The 14,044-nt window shown below is 61.0% G+C and carries 17 protein-coding genes, 1 tRNA gene and 1 pseudogene; 12 read left to right on the top strand and 7 right to left on the bottom strand.

The window, feature by feature from the left end:
- Positions 1-109: 109 nt before the first annotated feature.
- A complete protein-coding gene (locus HJC04_RS30675) occupies positions 110-1,090 on the top strand; it encodes an aldo/keto reductase (RefSeq protein ID WP_210632859.1) in 981 nt (326 codons plus the stop codon).
- Here the strand turns inward: HJC04_RS30675 and HJC04_RS30670 are convergent.
- Positions 1,057-1,662 (bottom strand): TetR/AcrR family transcriptional regulator, encoded by a 606-nt coding sequence (locus tag HJC04_RS30670; RefSeq protein ID WP_221147778.1) that lies wholly within the window; start codon positions 1,660-1,662, stop codon positions 1,057-1,059. The two genes, HJC04_RS30675 and HJC04_RS30670, sit on opposite strands and share 34 nt — an antisense overlap.
- A 126-nt stretch (positions 1,663-1,788) precedes the next feature.
- Between HJC04_RS30670 and HJC04_RS30665 the strand changes: the two genes are divergently transcribed.
- Positions 1,789-3,084, top strand: a complete 1,296-nt coding sequence (locus HJC04_RS30665) for an MFS transporter (protein ID WP_210632861.1) — start codon at positions 1,789-1,791, stop codon at positions 3,082-3,084.
- 124 nt (positions 3,085-3,208) lie between these two features.
- Positions 3,209-3,293, top strand: a tRNA-Leu gene (locus tag HJC04_RS30660).
- A 203-nt stretch (positions 3,294-3,496) separates the two neighbouring features.
- Here the strand turns inward: HJC04_RS30660 and HJC04_RS30655 are convergent.
- Together HJC04_RS30655 and HJC04_RS30650 are read right to left on the bottom strand one after the other, a co-directional pair.
- Positions 3,497-3,784 (bottom strand): hypothetical protein, encoded by a 288-nt coding sequence (locus HJC04_RS30655; protein WP_210632862.1) that lies wholly within the window; start codon positions 3,782-3,784, stop codon positions 3,497-3,499.
- A 168-nt stretch (positions 3,785-3,952) separates the two neighbouring features.
- Complete coding sequence (locus HJC04_RS30650) at positions 3,953-4,237, bottom strand: hypothetical protein (protein ID WP_210632863.1); 285 nt, start codon at positions 4,235-4,237, stop codon at positions 3,953-3,955.
- A gap of 208 nt (positions 4,238-4,445) precedes the next feature.
- Here HJC04_RS30650 and HJC04_RS30645 point away from each other — a divergent pair, with 208 nt between their 5' ends.
- Entirely contained in the window at positions 4,446-6,191 is a 1,746-nt protein-coding gene (locus HJC04_RS30645; protein ID WP_210632864.1) for a cation:proton antiporter, read from the top strand.
- A 13-nt stretch (positions 6,192-6,204) separates the two neighbouring features.
- On the opposite strand, the gene HJC04_RS30640 is transcribed toward HJC04_RS30645, so the two are convergent.
- On the bottom strand, positions 6,205-6,495 hold the full coding sequence (locus HJC04_RS30640; RefSeq protein WP_210633038.1) for a hypothetical protein: 291 nt from the start codon (positions 6,493-6,495) through the stop codon (positions 6,205-6,207).
- Positions 6,496-6,690: 195 nt separating this feature from the next.
- Here HJC04_RS30640 and HJC04_RS30635 point away from each other — a divergent pair, with 195 nt between their 5' ends.
- Both HJC04_RS30635 and HJC04_RS30630 read left to right on the top strand, forming a co-directional pair.
- Complete coding sequence (locus tag HJC04_RS30635) at positions 6,691-7,281, top strand: YqaA family protein (RefSeq protein ID WP_210632865.1); 591 nt, start codon at positions 6,691-6,693, stop codon at positions 7,279-7,281.
- A gap of 22 nt (positions 7,282-7,303) precedes the next feature.
- Complete coding sequence (locus tag HJC04_RS30630; protein WP_210632866.1) at positions 7,304-7,819, top strand: disulfide bond formation protein B; 516 nt, start codon at positions 7,304-7,306, stop codon at positions 7,817-7,819.
- Between the two features lie 10 nt (positions 7,820-7,829).
- On the opposite strand, the gene HJC04_RS30625 is transcribed toward HJC04_RS30630, so the two are convergent.
- Together HJC04_RS30625 and HJC04_RS30620 are read right to left on the bottom strand one after the other, a co-directional pair.
- Entirely contained in the window at positions 7,830-8,387 is a 558-nt protein-coding gene (locus HJC04_RS30625; protein WP_064710619.1) for an HNH endonuclease, read from the bottom strand.
- Positions 8,388-8,498: 111 nt separating this feature from the next.
- Positions 8,499-9,191: a DNA-3-methyladenine glycosylase gene (locus HJC04_RS30620; protein ID WP_210632867.1), complete on the bottom strand. Its 693-nt coding sequence runs from the start codon at positions 9,189-9,191 to the stop codon at positions 8,499-8,501.
- On the opposite strand from HJC04_RS30620, the gene gluQRS reads away from it, so the two are divergent.
- Positions 9,190-10,071, top strand: a complete 882-nt coding sequence (gluQRS, locus tag HJC04_RS30615; protein WP_210632868.1) for a tRNA glutamyl-Q(34) synthetase GluQRS — start codon at positions 9,190-9,192, stop codon at positions 10,069-10,071. The genes HJC04_RS30620 and gluQRS overlap by 2 nt on opposite strands.
- Here gluQRS and HJC04_RS30610 read toward each other — a convergent pair.
- The gene (locus tag HJC04_RS30610) at positions 10,036-10,959 is read right to left on the bottom strand and encodes a YihY/virulence factor BrkB family protein (protein ID WP_210632869.1); all 924 of its coding nucleotides are present in this window, start codon (positions 10,957-10,959) and stop codon (positions 10,036-10,038) included. The two genes, gluQRS and HJC04_RS30610, sit on opposite strands and share 36 nt — an antisense overlap.
- Positions 10,960-11,034: 75 nt before the next feature.
- On the opposite strand from HJC04_RS30610, the gene HJC04_RS30605 reads away from it, so the two are divergent.
- The 5 genes and pseudogenes from HJC04_RS30605 to HJC04_RS30585 form a co-directional block, all read left to right on the top strand.
- Positions 11,035-11,868: an SDR family oxidoreductase gene (locus HJC04_RS30605; RefSeq protein WP_221147777.1), complete on the top strand. Its 834-nt coding sequence runs from the start codon at positions 11,035-11,037 to the stop codon at positions 11,866-11,868.
- 18 nt (positions 11,869-11,886) lie between these two features.
- A complete protein-coding gene (locus HJC04_RS30600; RefSeq protein WP_210632871.1) occupies positions 11,887-12,090 on the top strand; it encodes a twin transmembrane helix small protein in 204 nt (67 codons plus the stop codon).
- A gap of 246 nt (positions 12,091-12,336) precedes the next feature.
- Positions 12,337-12,915 carry a cob(I)yrinic acid a,c-diamide adenosyltransferase gene (locus tag HJC04_RS30595; RefSeq protein ID WP_210632872.1) on the top strand — a complete coding sequence of 193 codons (579 nt, stop codon included), beginning with the start codon at positions 12,337-12,339 and terminating at the stop codon, positions 12,913-12,915.
- 33 nt (positions 12,916-12,948) lie between these two features.
- Complete coding sequence (locus HJC04_RS30590) at positions 12,949-13,737, top strand: rhomboid family intramembrane serine protease (protein ID WP_210632873.1); 789 nt, start codon at positions 12,949-12,951, stop codon at positions 13,735-13,737.
- A gap of 182 nt (positions 13,738-13,919) precedes the next feature.
- Positions 13,920-14,044, top strand: a pseudogene (locus HJC04_RS30585) (electron transfer flavoprotein subunit beta/FixA family protein); the annotation flags it as partial.

The raw sequence follows: 14,044 nt of genomic DNA, 5'->3' as shown, positions 1-14,044 counted from the left end.
CCATTGTATGCGTAGTCCGCAGATTGTTCATTCAGCCCCTGCGACTTTCGCAGTTGCGCACTAGATCATGAAACGCCGCGCGGGGTTATCTCAAGTCTTGGAGCGTTTCATGGAATACGTCAAATTCGGAAAGACCGGGCTCGAAGTTTCGAAAGTCTGCCTCGGCTGCATGACCTTCGGTGATCCCGGCCGCGGCAATCATGCCTGGAGCCTGCGGGAAGAGGAAAGCCGGACGATAATCAAGCAGGCGATCGACCTCGGAATCAATTTCCTCGACACCGCCAACACCTATTCCAACGGCTCTTCGGAGGAGATCGTCGGCCGTGCCATCAAAGACTTCGCCAAGCGCGAAGACATCGTGCTTGCGACCAAGGTGTTCAACCGCATGCGGCCGGGCCCGAACGGTGCCGGTCTGTCGCGCAAAGCGATCTTCGACGAGATCGACAATAGCCTGCGGCGCCTCGGCACCGACTATGTCGATCTCTACCAGATTCATCGTTTCGACTATACGACGCCGATCGAGGAAACGCTGGAAGCGCTGCATGACGTCGTCAAATCGGGCAAGGCACGTTATATCGGCGCCTCATCCATGTATGCCTGGCAATTCACCAAGGCGCTCTACGTCTCCCGGCTGAACGGCTGGACCGAGTTCGTCAGCATGCAGGACCACCTGAACCTGCTCTACCGCGAGGAAGAGCGCGAAATGCTGCCCTTCTGCGCAGACCAGAAGATCGCCGTCATTCCCTGGAGCCCGCTGGCCCGCGGCCGTCTGACCCGCGACTGGGACGAGACGACGGCGCGTAGCGAAACCGACGAATTCGGCAAGACGCTCTACACGCAGTCCATCGATGCCGACCGCAAGATCGTCGATGCCGTCGCCGAAATCGCCAGAGCCCGCAGCATCTCCCGCGCCCAGGTCGCCACCGCCTGGATCCTGCAGAAGAGCGTGGTGACCGCGCCGATCATCGGCGCATCCAAACCGAACCACCTGACCGATGCCGTTGCCTCGCTCTCGGTCAAACTCACCGCCGAGGAAATCGCGGCCCTGGAAGCCCCCTATGTCCCGCACGCCGTCGCCGGCTTCAAGTAACCGCCGGCGGGATCGAGCTGCCGACGCATCGTCACCAGAAACTGCTCGGCAAGCGCCCTGTCCTCGACGGCGCGGGCGAGAATAACGGCCCCCATCATCGATGAGAGCGTCGTCGCTGCATTGGCGCGGCGCTCGTCGTCGGTCTTTCCGGGAACGATATCGGCAAGTGTGTCGACCAATACGGACAGCCCGTCGCTGAAGACGGCGCGCATCGCGCCGTGGCTGCGGCTCACCTCCTGAATCAAAGTCGCGAAAACACAGCTGCCGCCCGGATCGTCAACCGTGCGCCAGTGAATATAATGGTCGAGAAGTGCCTGCAGCGGCCGGTGGGGAGACTCGGCAATATGTTCCTTCCAGCGCCTCTCGACCTTGTCGATCAGCTTGCGGCTGACCTCAAGCGCCAACTCGTCCTTCGAACTGAAGTGGCCGTAGAAGCCGCCATGCGTCAGCCCCGCCGCCTTCATGATATCGACGACACCGACGCCGTCGAAACCGTTCTCGCGAAAGAGCACGCCGGCAACACTGAGTATCTTCTCGCGGTTCTCGGCAAATTTTTCGCGGCTGACCCGCATCTTCATCTCCAGAAATCGTCGCTTGACAAAATATATGATGTCCATCATCAATAAGCAAGAAATATGATGATCATCATGTAAATCGGCTCTGTATCTTCTCCACCTGAATTCGAATGGAATCCCCTCATGGTTTCAGCAGTTCTTGCCTCCTCCCTTGCGCGGCGCAACATTCACTACGGTTGGGTCGTCGTTGCCGCGACCTTCCTGACCATGCTGGTGACGGCAGGCGCCATGGGCGCCCCCGGCGTCCTCATCAAGCCGCTCCAGGATGAGTTCGGCTGGGAAACGTCGCAGATTTCCTCCGCTCTGGCGATCCGCTTGATCCTTTTCGGTTTCATGGGTCCGTTCGCCGCCGCCTTCATGAATTATTTCGGCGTGCGAAAGGTCATCGTCTTTGCACTGGCGCTGATTGGCGCGGGCTTCATCGGTTCGCTGTTCATGACCAGGCTTTGGCATCTGCTGGCGCTGTGGGGCATCGTCGTCGGCTTCGGCACCGGCCTGACGGCCATGGTGCTGGCGGCAACGGTTTCGACGCGCTGGTTTGTCAAGCACCGCGGCCTTGTCGTCGGCATGCTCTCGGCGAGTTCGGCAACCGGCCAGCTCGTCTTCCTGCCGCTGATGGCGGAACTCACCGAACGCTACGGCTGGCGTGCCACCGTGTTCTTCGTCTGCGCCATGATCATGGTTGCCGCGCTTCTCGTCCTTCTCTTCATGCGTGACCGCCCGTCGGACGTGAACCTGCCGTCGCTGGGAGAAGCCCATGTCGCGCCAGCGCCGGCCCGCACGACGCTCGGCGCTGCGCTGATGACGCCGATCACCACGCTCCGCGAAATATCGACGACCTCGACCTTCTGGATCCTGTTTGCGACCTTCTTCATCTGCGGCCTCAGCACCAACGGCCTGATCCAGACCCATTTCGTCACCCTCTGCGGCGATTTCGGCATCGTGCCGGTGGCAGCCGCCAGCGTGCTTGCCGTCATGGGCATCTTCGATTTCTTCGGCACCATCGGCTCCGGCTGGCTCTCCGACCGCTTCGATAATCGTTGGCTGCTGTTCTGGTATTACGGCCTACGCGGTCTCTCGCTGCTCTACCTGCCCTTCAGCGATTTCAGCTTCTATGGCCTCTCGATCTTCGCGATCTTCTACGGTCTCGACTGGATCGCCACCGTGCCGCCGACCGTCAAGATTGCCGCCGACCGCTTCGGCCGCGAAAAGGCCGGCCTCGTCTTCGGCTGGGTCTTTGCCGGCCATCAGCTGGGCGCCGCCACCGCCGCCTATGGCGCCGGCCTGTCGCGCACGGAGCTGTCGAGCTACCTGCCCGCCTTCTTCGTCGCCGGCGCCTTCTGCCTCTTGGCTTCGATCCTGGCGATCACACTGAAGAAGTCCGGCCTGACCAACCCGGCCCCTGCCGCCGCCCACTGATATGAAACAGGATCCGGCCTCGAGACCAGGCCGGATCTTCCAACGCTTCATTGCGATAACTTCGCCGGCCCGTCTTGCGCGCGCGGGCGCTCGCATGTTAGACAGCCGCCCGTCCGTATCCGTTGCCCCATTGGCGGAATTGGTAGACGCGCTCGACTCAAAATCGAGTTTCGAAAGAAGTGCTGGTTCGACCCCGGCATGGGGCACCAGCCTCCGCTCTGTGAGCTTCGGTCGGCGAGCCGAAGAGAGCATTGAGGCGGATGCAGCCGCGCCGCAGTTCCGTCAGGAACGAAGGCGGACTGGTTCGATTATGCTCCGCTTAGCGGCACCATTATCCCGAATACAATCGTGTCACGCCTCCGCATCATCAAGCTGACGCGGAAGCACGGAACGAATTCACATCTGCCCGAAACTACTTGTTCTTCAGCAGCCACATCTTGCCGGCCATCGTGATGCCGTAGACATCTTTTGATGCGTCATCGTCGAGATGCCGCCGCTCGAGGAAGCCCGGCTCTCTCAACTCGCCCAGCGTCTTAGCCGTGACCGATTTCACCTTCTGCGGCCGCTCTTTCCAGCGGTCGGTCTTTGCGTAGGTCACCGTCGCGTTCTGATGCGTCCATTTATTTGCCGGCTGAGGATAGAGATCTCCGGCCTTGGCGAGTTTAAGTGCGACGATCTGGGATGGGGTAAGCTCAATCATACTGAAAAATTCCTGTGCGGGGTTCTGTGCGCCGAAAATGCGCTTCGAACGAAAGGGTGCCCATAACACCGCCTGATCACTTCCACCACCGTATTGCGCGTGCGTGCCATTCGAAACGCGAAAACCCGGCTTGCGGGAGCCGGGCTTCGTCTTTGTCGCGAATCTTCGTCAATAGCAGCGCCTAACCGTCCGGGTTACTTCGCCTTCATCGGTCTGACGGGTGACGCTCCTGGTTTCGCAGCCATCATGTCGGTAGCGGCGGTGCTCACGTTCGCGCACAGCGCCGAGAGTGACGCCGCGCTCACTGATGGTGATGCCGGGCCGCTCCCGCTCGTAACGATAGTCATCGTCATACGAACGCTCCCTGACATAGACGCTGTCGGCGAGAACAGGCGCTGCAAACGAGCAGGCGGCAAGGGCCGTCACGGCACAGTTCAGAATGATCTTTCGCATGTCGTTTCTCCTTGTCTAAAGGGCCAACGAAGCAAAAGGGAAGTGGTTCCGACATAGGCGGCAAACCTGTCATTCTGGAGTGGACGCGGAATTTATTGTTCGTGACCAAGCCGACGCTTCCGAGAGCAGCCGCAAAACGCAAATCAACTATTTAATTTTGCTTGCGCTTCGTCCAAGGTGGCGCCGTTACCATCAGGCGAGGGCAGACGTGCATCAGGAAGTGGGACTCATCGCGACGGTCGCCGTCAGTTTTGTTTTCGCGGCGGTCCTCGGTTATGGCGCCGACCGGCTGCGACTGCCGCCGCTCGTTGGCTATCTGATGGCCGGCATCCTGATCGGGCCACTCACACCAGGTTTCGTCGCCGATACCGCCCTTGCCGGCCAGCTTGCCGAAATGGGTGTCATCCTGCTGATGTTCGGCGTCGGCCTGCATTTTTCCGCTTCCGACCTGCTTGCCGTACGCGGGATCGCCGTGCCGGGCGCGATCGGCCGAATTATTCTGGCCACTCTGCTGGGTATCGGCCTCTGCACGCTCTGGGGCTGGAGCCTCGGCGCCGGCGTCGTGTTCGGGCTCAGCCTCTCGGTAGCGAGTACGGTCGTACTCCTGAAGGCGCTGGAGGAGCGCAATCTCGTCAATGCGCCGAGCGGGCGCGTGGCCGTCGGCTGGCTGATTGTCGAGGATCTGGTGATGGTGCTGGCGCTGGTGCTGCTGCCGGCGCTGGCAGAGCTTCTCGGCGGCCACGCCGTTGATACGAATCACGGCCTCGGTGAGCTGCCGCTGGTGTTGACGATCGGACTGACCTTGTTCAAGGTGCTGGCCTTCGCCGCGATGGCAATCTTCCTCGGCCCCCGTATCGTGCCCTGGCTGCTGACGATGATCGCCCGCACCGGCTCGCGCGAACTCTTCACGCTGACGGTGCTGGCAATCGCGCTCGGCATCGCTTTCGGCTCGGCGGCGATTTTCGGTGTCTCCTTTGCACTCGGCGCCTTTTTCGCCGGCGTCGTCATGAGCGAATCCCAGCTCAGCCACAGAGCAGCGGCCGATTCACTGCCCTTGCAGAACGCCTTCTCCGTGCTGTTCTTCGTCTCGGTCGGCATGCTCTTCGACCCCTCGATCCTGGTTCGCCAACCGTTGGCCGTGATCGGCGCCCTGGCGCTCGTCATTCTCGGCAAGGCCGTCATCACCTTCGCCATCGTCATGATGCTGCGATATCCGATCGGCATGGGGCTGACCTTGGCCGGCGGCCTTGCCCAGATCGGCGAATTTTCCTTCATCCTTGCCGGCCTCGGCGTCTCGCTCGGGCTTCTGCCGCATGAAGGCCAGGATCTGATCCTTGCCGCAGCGATCCTGTCGATCACACTCAACCCGATCGTGATCATCGCAACCGAGGGCCTGAAGAAACATATCCATGCGCAATGGCCCTCGCTCTTCGAAAATTTCGGCAGAAAGAGGCAGAAGACGCTCGGCAAAGAACTGGAAAAAATCAGGGCGCTCGGCGAGGAACGAGAACGCCAGCATCAGTTGAAGATGCAGCAGCTGATCGAAACCTTTCCGCTGTTCTCTCAGGTCGGGGAAGATGCGCAGGAAGAGCTGCTGCTGCTCTTCAAGGCGAAGTCGGCTCCACCAGGCGAACGCGTCATCCGTCGCGGCGATCGCGGCGACAGCATGTATTTCATCTCCTCAGGCGCGGTCGAAGTACGTCTCGCCAGCGGTGCGATCCGCCTGGAACCGGGCGCCTTCTTCGGGGAAATGGCGTTGCTGAGCGGCGGAAGGCGCACGGCAGACGTCATCGCCGTCGACTTCTGTCAGTTCGAGGTGCTCGAGCGGCGCGATTTCAATATGTTCATGTCGCATCATCCCAACTTGCGCGCCGTCGTCAGCGAAATGGCGCAAAAACGCACCGAAATGAACGTCCTGCGTCAGCAATGGGAAAAGTCGATGGATCTATCCTGACGCGGCGATCGTCTCAGCCCGCCGGCCAATAGCCGTCAGAGCGGAAATCGTCCGGGATCGGGTCGAGCCGCGACAAGGTCTCGGCCGCGAAATCGATCTGCATCGACAGGTATCTCAGGGAGGCCAGCATCGGCACGCCGGTGGCAAATTCCCGAATGCGGGACGGGTGATAACCACTTTCCTTGAGCCGCCGGTTCGCTTCCCGGCGCACATCTTCCCGGCTCGGTCCCGAACCCGCTTCGGCCCGGTCATTCATCTGCACGGCCCGCCCAAGGCCGCCTTCAATCACTTTGAACATTCTCATGCCACCCTGCACGTCGACCACGTAAACCTTGCCCTAGAATGGCCGATTCGCAATCCCATGAAATCTTGGGAGAGGCGGCGACGCCTCCGCATCACAAAATTTTTAGACGACGGTGGCACGAAGGACACGGGCGAGCATTTACAGCGCCGCATACGACCCCTAAAGCTTTTTGCACCGCAATAGGAAAGGAATGGAATGCTTCGCAGACTTTACGACTGGACCATGTCTCTGGCCTCGCGCAAATCGGCCGAAGTCTGGCTCGCCGTCATCGCCTTCGTCGAAAGCTCCGTCTTTCTCGTCCCCGCCGATGTGCTGTTTCTGCCGATGGCGCTTGCCAAGCCGGAACGCTCCTATCGCTATGCGCTGATCGCGACCGTCGCCTCCGTGCTCGGCGGCATCGCCGGTTGGGCGCTCGGCTTTTACGCCTACGAGACGGTGGCGCGGCCGGTTCTCGCATTCTACGGCAAGCTCGATGCCTTTGAGCAGATGAAGGCCTATGTCACCTACGAGTGGATCCTGTTGCTGCTCGTCACATCAGGTCTCGCACATCTGCCGCCGATCAAGATCGTGACCATCCTGTCCGGCGTCATCCACGTCAATCTCGGTCTTTTCATCGTTTCGGCGATCGTTGCGCGCGGCGCGCGTTTCCTGTTCCTCGCCTGGCTGCTGCGCCGCTACGGCGAGCCGATCCGGCATTTCATCGAAAAGCGCCTCGGCCAGATCGTCGGCATCGGTGCCGGGGCCGTGATCGTGCTATATGTCGGCTACCGCTCTTTCGCTCACTAGGCCCATCTTGCGGAGTTCCGCCATGACTGCCATCTCTTCGCCGCTCGTCCGCCCCGGCTTTACCTATTCGATATTGCTCGCTATCGGCATGGCGGCGGTGGTCGGCGCCGCGCTCGGCTTCCAATATATCGGCGGCTATATTCCCTGCGCACTCTGCCTCTTGCAGCGCCAGCCCTATTATTATGCCATCCCGATCGCCATTCTCGCCGCCATATGCGAGCTTGCCGGTCTGCCGAACTGGATTTCCCGGGCAATGCTGCTTGCGGCCGGCATCCTGATGCTGGTGACGGCCGGCATGGGCGTCTATCACGCCGGCGTGGAATGGCATTTCTGGCCGGGGCCGGCGACCTGCTCGACGACCGCAAACAGCATGACGAGCAATGCCGGCGATCTGCTGACCGAGCTCAATACGATCAAAGGTCCATCCTGCACCGATGCAGCGCTGCGGGTGCTTGGCCTGTCTTTTGCAGGTTGGAACGTGATAGCCGGTATTCTGCTGGCAGCTTTCGCCTTCGTCGGCGTCCGCAAATCTGCGTGAGGCGAGCCGATCAGGGCTGCAGTTCGGTATCCCAGTAGAGATAGTCGAGCCAGCTTTCATGCAGATAGTTGGGCGGAAACAGCCGGCCGTTATTGTGCAGATCCTGCACCGTCGGCTGGTAGGGCTTTTGCGCCGGGAACATGCCCGCCTGCTTCGGAAGCTTGCTGCCCTTGCGCAGATTGCAGGGCGAGCAGGCTGCCACGACATTCTCCCAGGTCGTCTCGCCGCCATGGGCACGCGGGATGACGTGGTCGAACGTCAGATCGTCATGAGAGCCGCAATACTGGCACTCGAACCGGTCGCGCAGGAAGACGTTGAACCGGGTGAAAGCCGGATTGCGCGATGGCTGAACGTAAGTCTTCAGGCACACGACACTCGGAAGCCGCATCGAAAAGCTCGGTGAGGAAACCGAATGTTCATATTCCGCGATGATGTTCACACGGTCGAGAAAGACCGCCTTGATCGCGTCCTGCCAGGACCAGAGCGACAAGGGATAATAACTCAGCGGCCGGTAGTCAGCGTTCAGGACGAGCGCCGGCAGGGCCTGCGGGGAGACTGCAATCGTCAAGGGACTCTCCTGATCGATTCGGCATCTGCATCTGTATATTAGGCCGGTTGTTACAGGATTGTGAAGTCCAATAAATTCAGAGGATAAAGGCAATTTGAAGAGTGTTGCCGATCAGCCGATCGGCAGCATGTCGCGCCGCATTTTCGTGGCGTAATAGGCCCAGAAAAGCCGCGCCGCCACCGAGCGCCATGGCGACCAGACTTGCGAGAGCCTGGCAAGCGCCTTGGCTTGCGGCCGCGCCGCAAGTCCAAGCGCGGTACCGACGGCATTCTGCAGCGCCACATCGCCGGCTGGAAAGACATCGGCATGGCCGCCGCAGAACATCAGATAGACCTCCGCCGTCCACGGACCGACGCCCTTTAAGGCGGTGAGTTCACCAAGCGCTTCGTCCGGCGGTTTCAGGCAGAGGCCGGAAAGATCGAGGCGGTCGGAGACAACCGCTTCAGCAATCCGCGACAGCGTGTCGGCCTTGGCGCGCGACAGGCCGAATTCCCGCCATGCTTCCGGCGCAAGCAGCACGTAGCCTTCGGCCGTCAACGGCCCGTCCGCCGGCAGCATCCGCCGCCAGATCGCCTCGGCGCTGGCGCGCGAGACCATTTGCGAGACGATGATATGGGCAAGGCCGGCAAAGCCGGGTTCACGCAACCGCAATGGGACAGGCCCTGCATCCGCCGCGATTGGTGCAAGGCGAGGGTCGAGGCGCAGCAATGCTTCGAGCCCCAGCCTGACGTCATCGTCGTTACGGATGATCTGCACGCGTCCTCCCAGTGGTTCGAAACCAAAATCCGTGGCAGAAGAAAGCATGACCACGAGCGAGCGTCAAAAGCCTGTCTTTCGTTTTGCGCCGAGTCCGAACGGACCGCTGCATCTCGGCCATGCGCTGTCGGCCTTTTTGAACCGCGACATGGCCGAAGCCGAAAATGGCCGCCTGCTGCTGCGCATTGAGGATATCGACCAGGCGCGCTGCACCCCCGAATTTGAGGCCGGCATCCTGAGGGACCTCGACTGGCTTGCTATCGATTGGGAAAGCCCGGTGCGGCGGCAGTCGGAACATTTCCCGGAATATCAGGCGGCGCTCCACGCATTGATCGAGCGCGGCCTGGTCTACCCCGCCTTCCTGACGCGCGGCGAGGTGAAGGCACGTGTCTCCGCCTACGAGGCAACGGGCCAATCCTGGCCGCGCGACCCCGATGGCACGCCACATTACCCGCCGATTGATCGCGAGCGGCTCGAGGCCGAATGGCGGGATATTCTTGCCTCCGGGAAAAAACATGCCTGGCGGCTCGATATGCGCAAGGCGCTCGACCTGATCGGCGAACTGCTGTTCTGGACCGAAACCGGCGACGGCAGGACGGGCGAGATCGCCGCCGAACCCGAGGTCTGGGGAGACGTCATCCTGTCTCGCTCGGATGCACCCTCGAGCTATCATCTTTCGGTGGTCGTCGACGATGCGCTGCAGGGCGTCACCCATGTCGTGCGTGGGCTCGACCTCTTCCACGCCACGTCGGTCCACCGGCTGCTGCAGGTGCTGCTCGGCCTGCCCCAGCCTCTCTATCACCATCATCGTCTCATCCTCGACGCCGATGGCCGCAAGCTTTCGAAAAGCGAAGGTGACAGCGGCCTTGCCGAATTGCGTGCCCAGGGCATGTCAGGGGCCGATATTCGCCGCCTTGTCGGGCTCTGACCGCCGTTCGGCACGCTCTCTGCCGACGATCGAAAGCGTGTGCGAGAACATCCGGAAGACGCGGAACTTGATCAGCGCCGCGTTGATCTCTGCGCCGATGATGAAGATGACGCCGACCATGTAGAGGAAGATCAGCACGATCATCACCGAGGCGAGACCGGCATAGGTCGCCGTATAATTGGCGAAGGTCGCAAGATAATAGGCAAAGACCAGCGCGCCGGCGAGCCACAGAAGCAGCGTCAGCAGCACGCCGGGAATGACGTCGAACACCCGCCGCTTACCGGCCGGCAGCCACAGATGCATGACGAGCAGCCCGACGGTGAGCACGACAAGCGTGCCGTAGATGCGCCAGCTGAAGACGATGTCGAGCGTATCGGCAAACAGCGGAAGCCATTTCCTGGCATAGTCGAGAGCCAATGGCACGGCCACCAGCAGAATGCTGATCGCCGCGAAGATGATGACGGCAATCAGCACATAGCCGAGGCTGGCGAGGCGGGTGAAATACCACGGCCGCGTTTCCTGCACCCGATAGGCACGGTTGAGCGAGATGCGCAGCGCTTCGACGCCGTTCGAGGCGAAATAGGCAGCCGCCAGCACCGAGACCGTCAGCAGCCCGCCGCGCTGAATGGTCAGGACCTGCAGCACCTGGTCGGCGAGCGGCTTGGCGATCGCTTCCGGCCAGGTGTCGAAGATCAGATGGATGGCGGTGGAGGAAAACTGATCGGCGCCGAGGAAGCTTGCAAGCGCCGTGCCGAAGATCAGGAAGGGAAAAACCGCAAGCAGGCTCGACAGCGCCACGTGGCTCGCCATTGCAAATCCGTCATCCTCGACCATGTGACAGATCGCGTCGTAGACCACGTCGTAGATCGTGCGCAGCACCTTCCGCATTCCGTCCCCGGCTTCCAGATTGTATCCTCTGGCCGAATATGGGAAACGAGTCTCATTTTGTACAGGAATCATTCCATGGCGGAACAGCGCACAATCGTCGTCACCGGCTGTTCCTCCGGCATCGGCGCTTACTGCGCCCGGGCGCTGAAGGCCGATGGCTGGCGTGTCTTTGCGACGGTGCGCAATGCGGATGATCTGCCGGCACTGGAAGCCGACGGCATCGAGGCCTTCGTGATGGATTATGCCAGGGCCGAGACGATTTCCGACTTCGTCGGCGCGGCCCTCGGCCGCAGCGGCGGCCGCATCGACGCGCTCTTCAACAATGGTGCCTACGGCCAGCCTGGCGCCGTCGAGGATCTGTCGACGGCGGCGCTGCGCGCACAGTTCGAAGCGAACTTCTTCGGCTGGCACGAATTGACGCGGCAGCTCATCCCCTCGATGCGCAAACATGGTCACGGACGGATCGTGCAATGCTCCTCCATTCTCGGCCTGGTCCCCTATCGCTATCGCGGTGCCTATACCGCCTCGAAATTTGCGCTCGAGGGGCTCAGCATCACCCTGCGTATGGAGCTTTACGGCAGCGGCATCCATGTGAGCCTGATCGAGCCTGGGCCGATCGCCACGCGTTTCACCGCCAACGCGCTCGCAAAGATCAGGGAAAACATCGATCTCGAGAATTCGCCGCACGCAGCAGATTATGCCAGACAGTTGGCGAGGCTCGACGGATCGGGGCCGGTCAACCGCCACAAACTTGGCCCCGACGCGGTCTACTCCGTATTGAAACAAGCATTGAACTCGAAAAGACCAAAGCCACATTATCCTGTAACGACTCCGGCTAAACAGGGCATGCTCCTGAAGCGACTGCTTCCGGCAGACCTCTTCTACAATCTGATGCGCTGGACCGATTGACCGAGAAAGCTGAATACCATGTCCACGGCCACCTATATCCTTGCGATCATCGTCATGGGCATCGTCGCCCTCGTGCTGATCCGCGGCCTCTTCAACATGATGAAGGGCGGTGATGCCAACCTTTCCAACAAGCTGATGCAGCTTCGCGTCCTGCTGCAGGCAATCGCCGTCGTCCTGATTATGATCACGCTCTGGCTGACCGGCGGCGGCCGTCCGAGCTGACGGAAACTATGGAGTGGTTGGTGTGATGAGGAGTAGGAATGACCAAGGAGACGTGATCCCGGATGGGGTGTCTCTTCACGCAGCATCAAGTTTGGCGAAAGGGCCAACTCCATTCTCCGTCATCCTCGGCATTGAGCCGAGGATCTATGCCACGGCCTCTGATCGATGCGATCTGGATGCTCGGGTCAAGCCCGAGCATGACGGAGGTCGGGGTGGAACGACAATCCTCCCGCTAGGCGGTGCGACATGGTAAAACTCAACAAGATCTACACCAAAACCGGCGATGACGGCACGACCGGGTTGGTGTCCGGCCCGCGTCGGACAAAGGACGATCTGCGGGTCGAAGCCTATGGCACGATCGACGAGGCCAATTCCGCGATCGGCCTGGCGCGGCTGCACACATCAGGCTTGCCCGAACTCGACGCCATGCTGATGTCGATCCAGAACGATCTCTTCGATCTCGGCGCGGATCTCGCCACACCGGATATCGGTGAGACGCCGGCCTACGAACCACTGCGGATCATCGAGACTCAGGTCGCCCGCGTCGAGAGCGATATCGATCAGTTGAACGCCGGTCTCGAGCCGCTGAAATCCTTCATCCTGCCGGGCGGCAGCCCCGCTGCCGCATATCTGCACCTTGCCCGTACGATTGCCCGGCGCGCCGAACGTCTGATGGTGGCGCTTGCCCACACCGACGGCGAAATCGTCAGCGAGTCGGCGAGGAAATACGTCAACCGGCTCTCGGATTTCCTCTTCGTCGCTGCGCGCCATGCAAATGACCGGGGCCAAGCAGATGTGCTTTGGGTTCCCGGAAAAAACAGATAGGTTCGCCGCGACGACGATCGCCGGGGGGCCTTTATGTTCATACCACTTCACGACGCCAATACGCTGAAATATATCAAGGTCCAGTGGGTGACCCTCTCGCTGATCGCGCTGAATGTCGCAATCTGGCTATTCACCAGCCTGGAGAGCGAGCAGGCAGCCCAGGCGACAACAGTCGGGCTCGGTTACATCCCGGCCATCGTCTTCGGCGATGCGGTGCTGGCGCCGGGGCTCGAAATCGTGCCGGAACCGCTGACTTATCTCACCTATGCCTTCGTCCACGCCGGCTTCTGGCATCTCGCCGGTAACATGATCTTCCTCTGGGTCTTCGGCGACAATGTCGAGGATGCGATGGGGCATCTGCGCTTCCTGATGTTCTACCTCGCCTGCGCAGCCGCCGGCGCGCTCTGCCACGGCCTGTTCAGCATGACGTCGCAAGCGCCGCTGGTCGGCGCATCGGGAGCGATCTCCGGCGTGGTTGCCGCCTATGTCATGCTGCATCCGCGCGTCAGGGTTTGGGTGCTGGTCTTCTTCCGTGTGCCGTTGCCCCTGCCGGCTTTCGTGCCGCTGCTTTTGTGGATCGGGCAGCAGTTCGTCATGCTGGCGATCACACCCGAAAGCGATGTTTCCTGGGGCGCGCATGTCGGCGGCATCATTGCCGGAGGTATTTTAATCCTCGTCTTGCGCCGGTCCGGCGTGCCGCTCTTCGACCGGGAGATCGTCACACCTCGGGCCGTGAGAAACAGTCCCGGCGCCGTTCCGAGCATCGCCGCCGGAACGGGGGGCGGGATAGGGCAGCGCTTCCCCTGGGGTCGGCGCTCATAGCGATATTGACGTGAACGTAAACGTCCATATATTGCCCGTCAAATCGCCTGCCTGCGTCATGCGAGCGTTGAAATTGGAGGAAAAACGCGTATCCATGTCGCCATTCGACAATCGGAGCAGCGCCTGAGCGCGCATTTTCTAGAAAAGTCTCTGAAGCCAGTTTTCCCTGAAGGAAGGACCCCATGAAGATTCTCGTGCCCGTCAAACGGGTTGTCGACTACAACGTGAAGATCCGGGTGAAGCCGGATGGCACGGGTGTCGAGCTTGCCAATGTGAAGATGTCGATGAACCCGTTCGACGAGATCTC

The sequence above is a fragment of the Rhizobium sp. NLR8a genome (assembly GCF_019685235.1).
Lineage (GTDB): Bacteria > Pseudomonadota > Alphaproteobacteria > Rhizobiales > Rhizobiaceae > Rhizobium.
Note: the sequence above shows the minus strand (reverse complement) of the source record. Positions and strands in the feature narration are given on the sequence as shown.

Coding starts and splice junctions, on each gene's coding strand:
- HJC04_RS30650 (WP_210632863.1), bottom strand. CDS start 4,237: ATGCGAAAGATCATTCTGAACTGTGCCGTGACGGCCCTTGCCGCCTGC.
- HJC04_RS30640 (WP_210633038.1), bottom strand. CDS start 6,495: ATGAGAATGTTCAAAGTGATTGAAGGCGGCCTTGGGCGGGCCGTGCAG.
- HJC04_RS30665 (WP_210632861.1), top strand. CDS start 1,789: ATGGTTTCAGCAGTTCTTGCCTCCTCCCTTGCGCGGCGCAACATTCAC.
- HJC04_RS30610 (WP_210632869.1), bottom strand. CDS start 10,959: ATGCGGAAGGTGCTGCGCACGATCTACGACGTGGTCTACGACGCGATC.
- HJC04_RS30655 (WP_210632862.1), bottom strand. CDS start 3,784: ATGATTGAGCTTACCCCATCCCAGATCGTCGCACTTAAACTCGCCAAG.
- HJC04_RS30605 (WP_221147777.1), top strand. CDS start 11,035: ATGGCGGAACAGCGCACAATCGTCGTCACCGGCTGTTCCTCCGGCATC.
- HJC04_RS30635 (WP_210632865.1), top strand. CDS start 6,691: ATGCTTCGCAGACTTTACGACTGGACCATGTCTCTGGCCTCGCGCAAA.
- HJC04_RS30630 (WP_210632866.1), top strand. CDS start 7,304: ATGACTGCCATCTCTTCGCCGCTCGTCCGCCCCGGCTTTACCTATTCG.
- HJC04_RS30675 (WP_210632859.1), top strand. CDS start 110: ATGGAATACGTCAAATTCGGAAAGACCGGGCTCGAAGTTTCGAAAGTC.
- HJC04_RS30620 (WP_210632867.1), bottom strand. CDS start 9,191: ATGCTTTCTTCTGCCACGGATTTTGGTTTCGAACCACTGGGAGGACGC.
- gluQRS (WP_210632868.1), top strand. CDS start 9,190: ATGACCACGAGCGAGCGTCAAAAGCCTGTCTTTCGTTTTGCGCCGAGT.
- HJC04_RS30600 (WP_210632871.1), top strand. CDS start 11,887: ATGTCCACGGCCACCTATATCCTTGCGATCATCGTCATGGGCATCGTC.
- HJC04_RS30595 (WP_210632872.1), top strand. CDS start 12,337: ATGGTAAAACTCAACAAGATCTACACCAAAACCGGCGATGACGGCACG.
- HJC04_RS30670 (WP_221147778.1), bottom strand. CDS start 1,662: ATGCGGGTCAGCCGCGAAAAATTTGCCGAGAACCGCGAGAAGATACTC.
- HJC04_RS30590 (WP_210632873.1), top strand. CDS start 12,949: ATGTTCATACCACTTCACGACGCCAATACGCTGAAATATATCAAGGTC.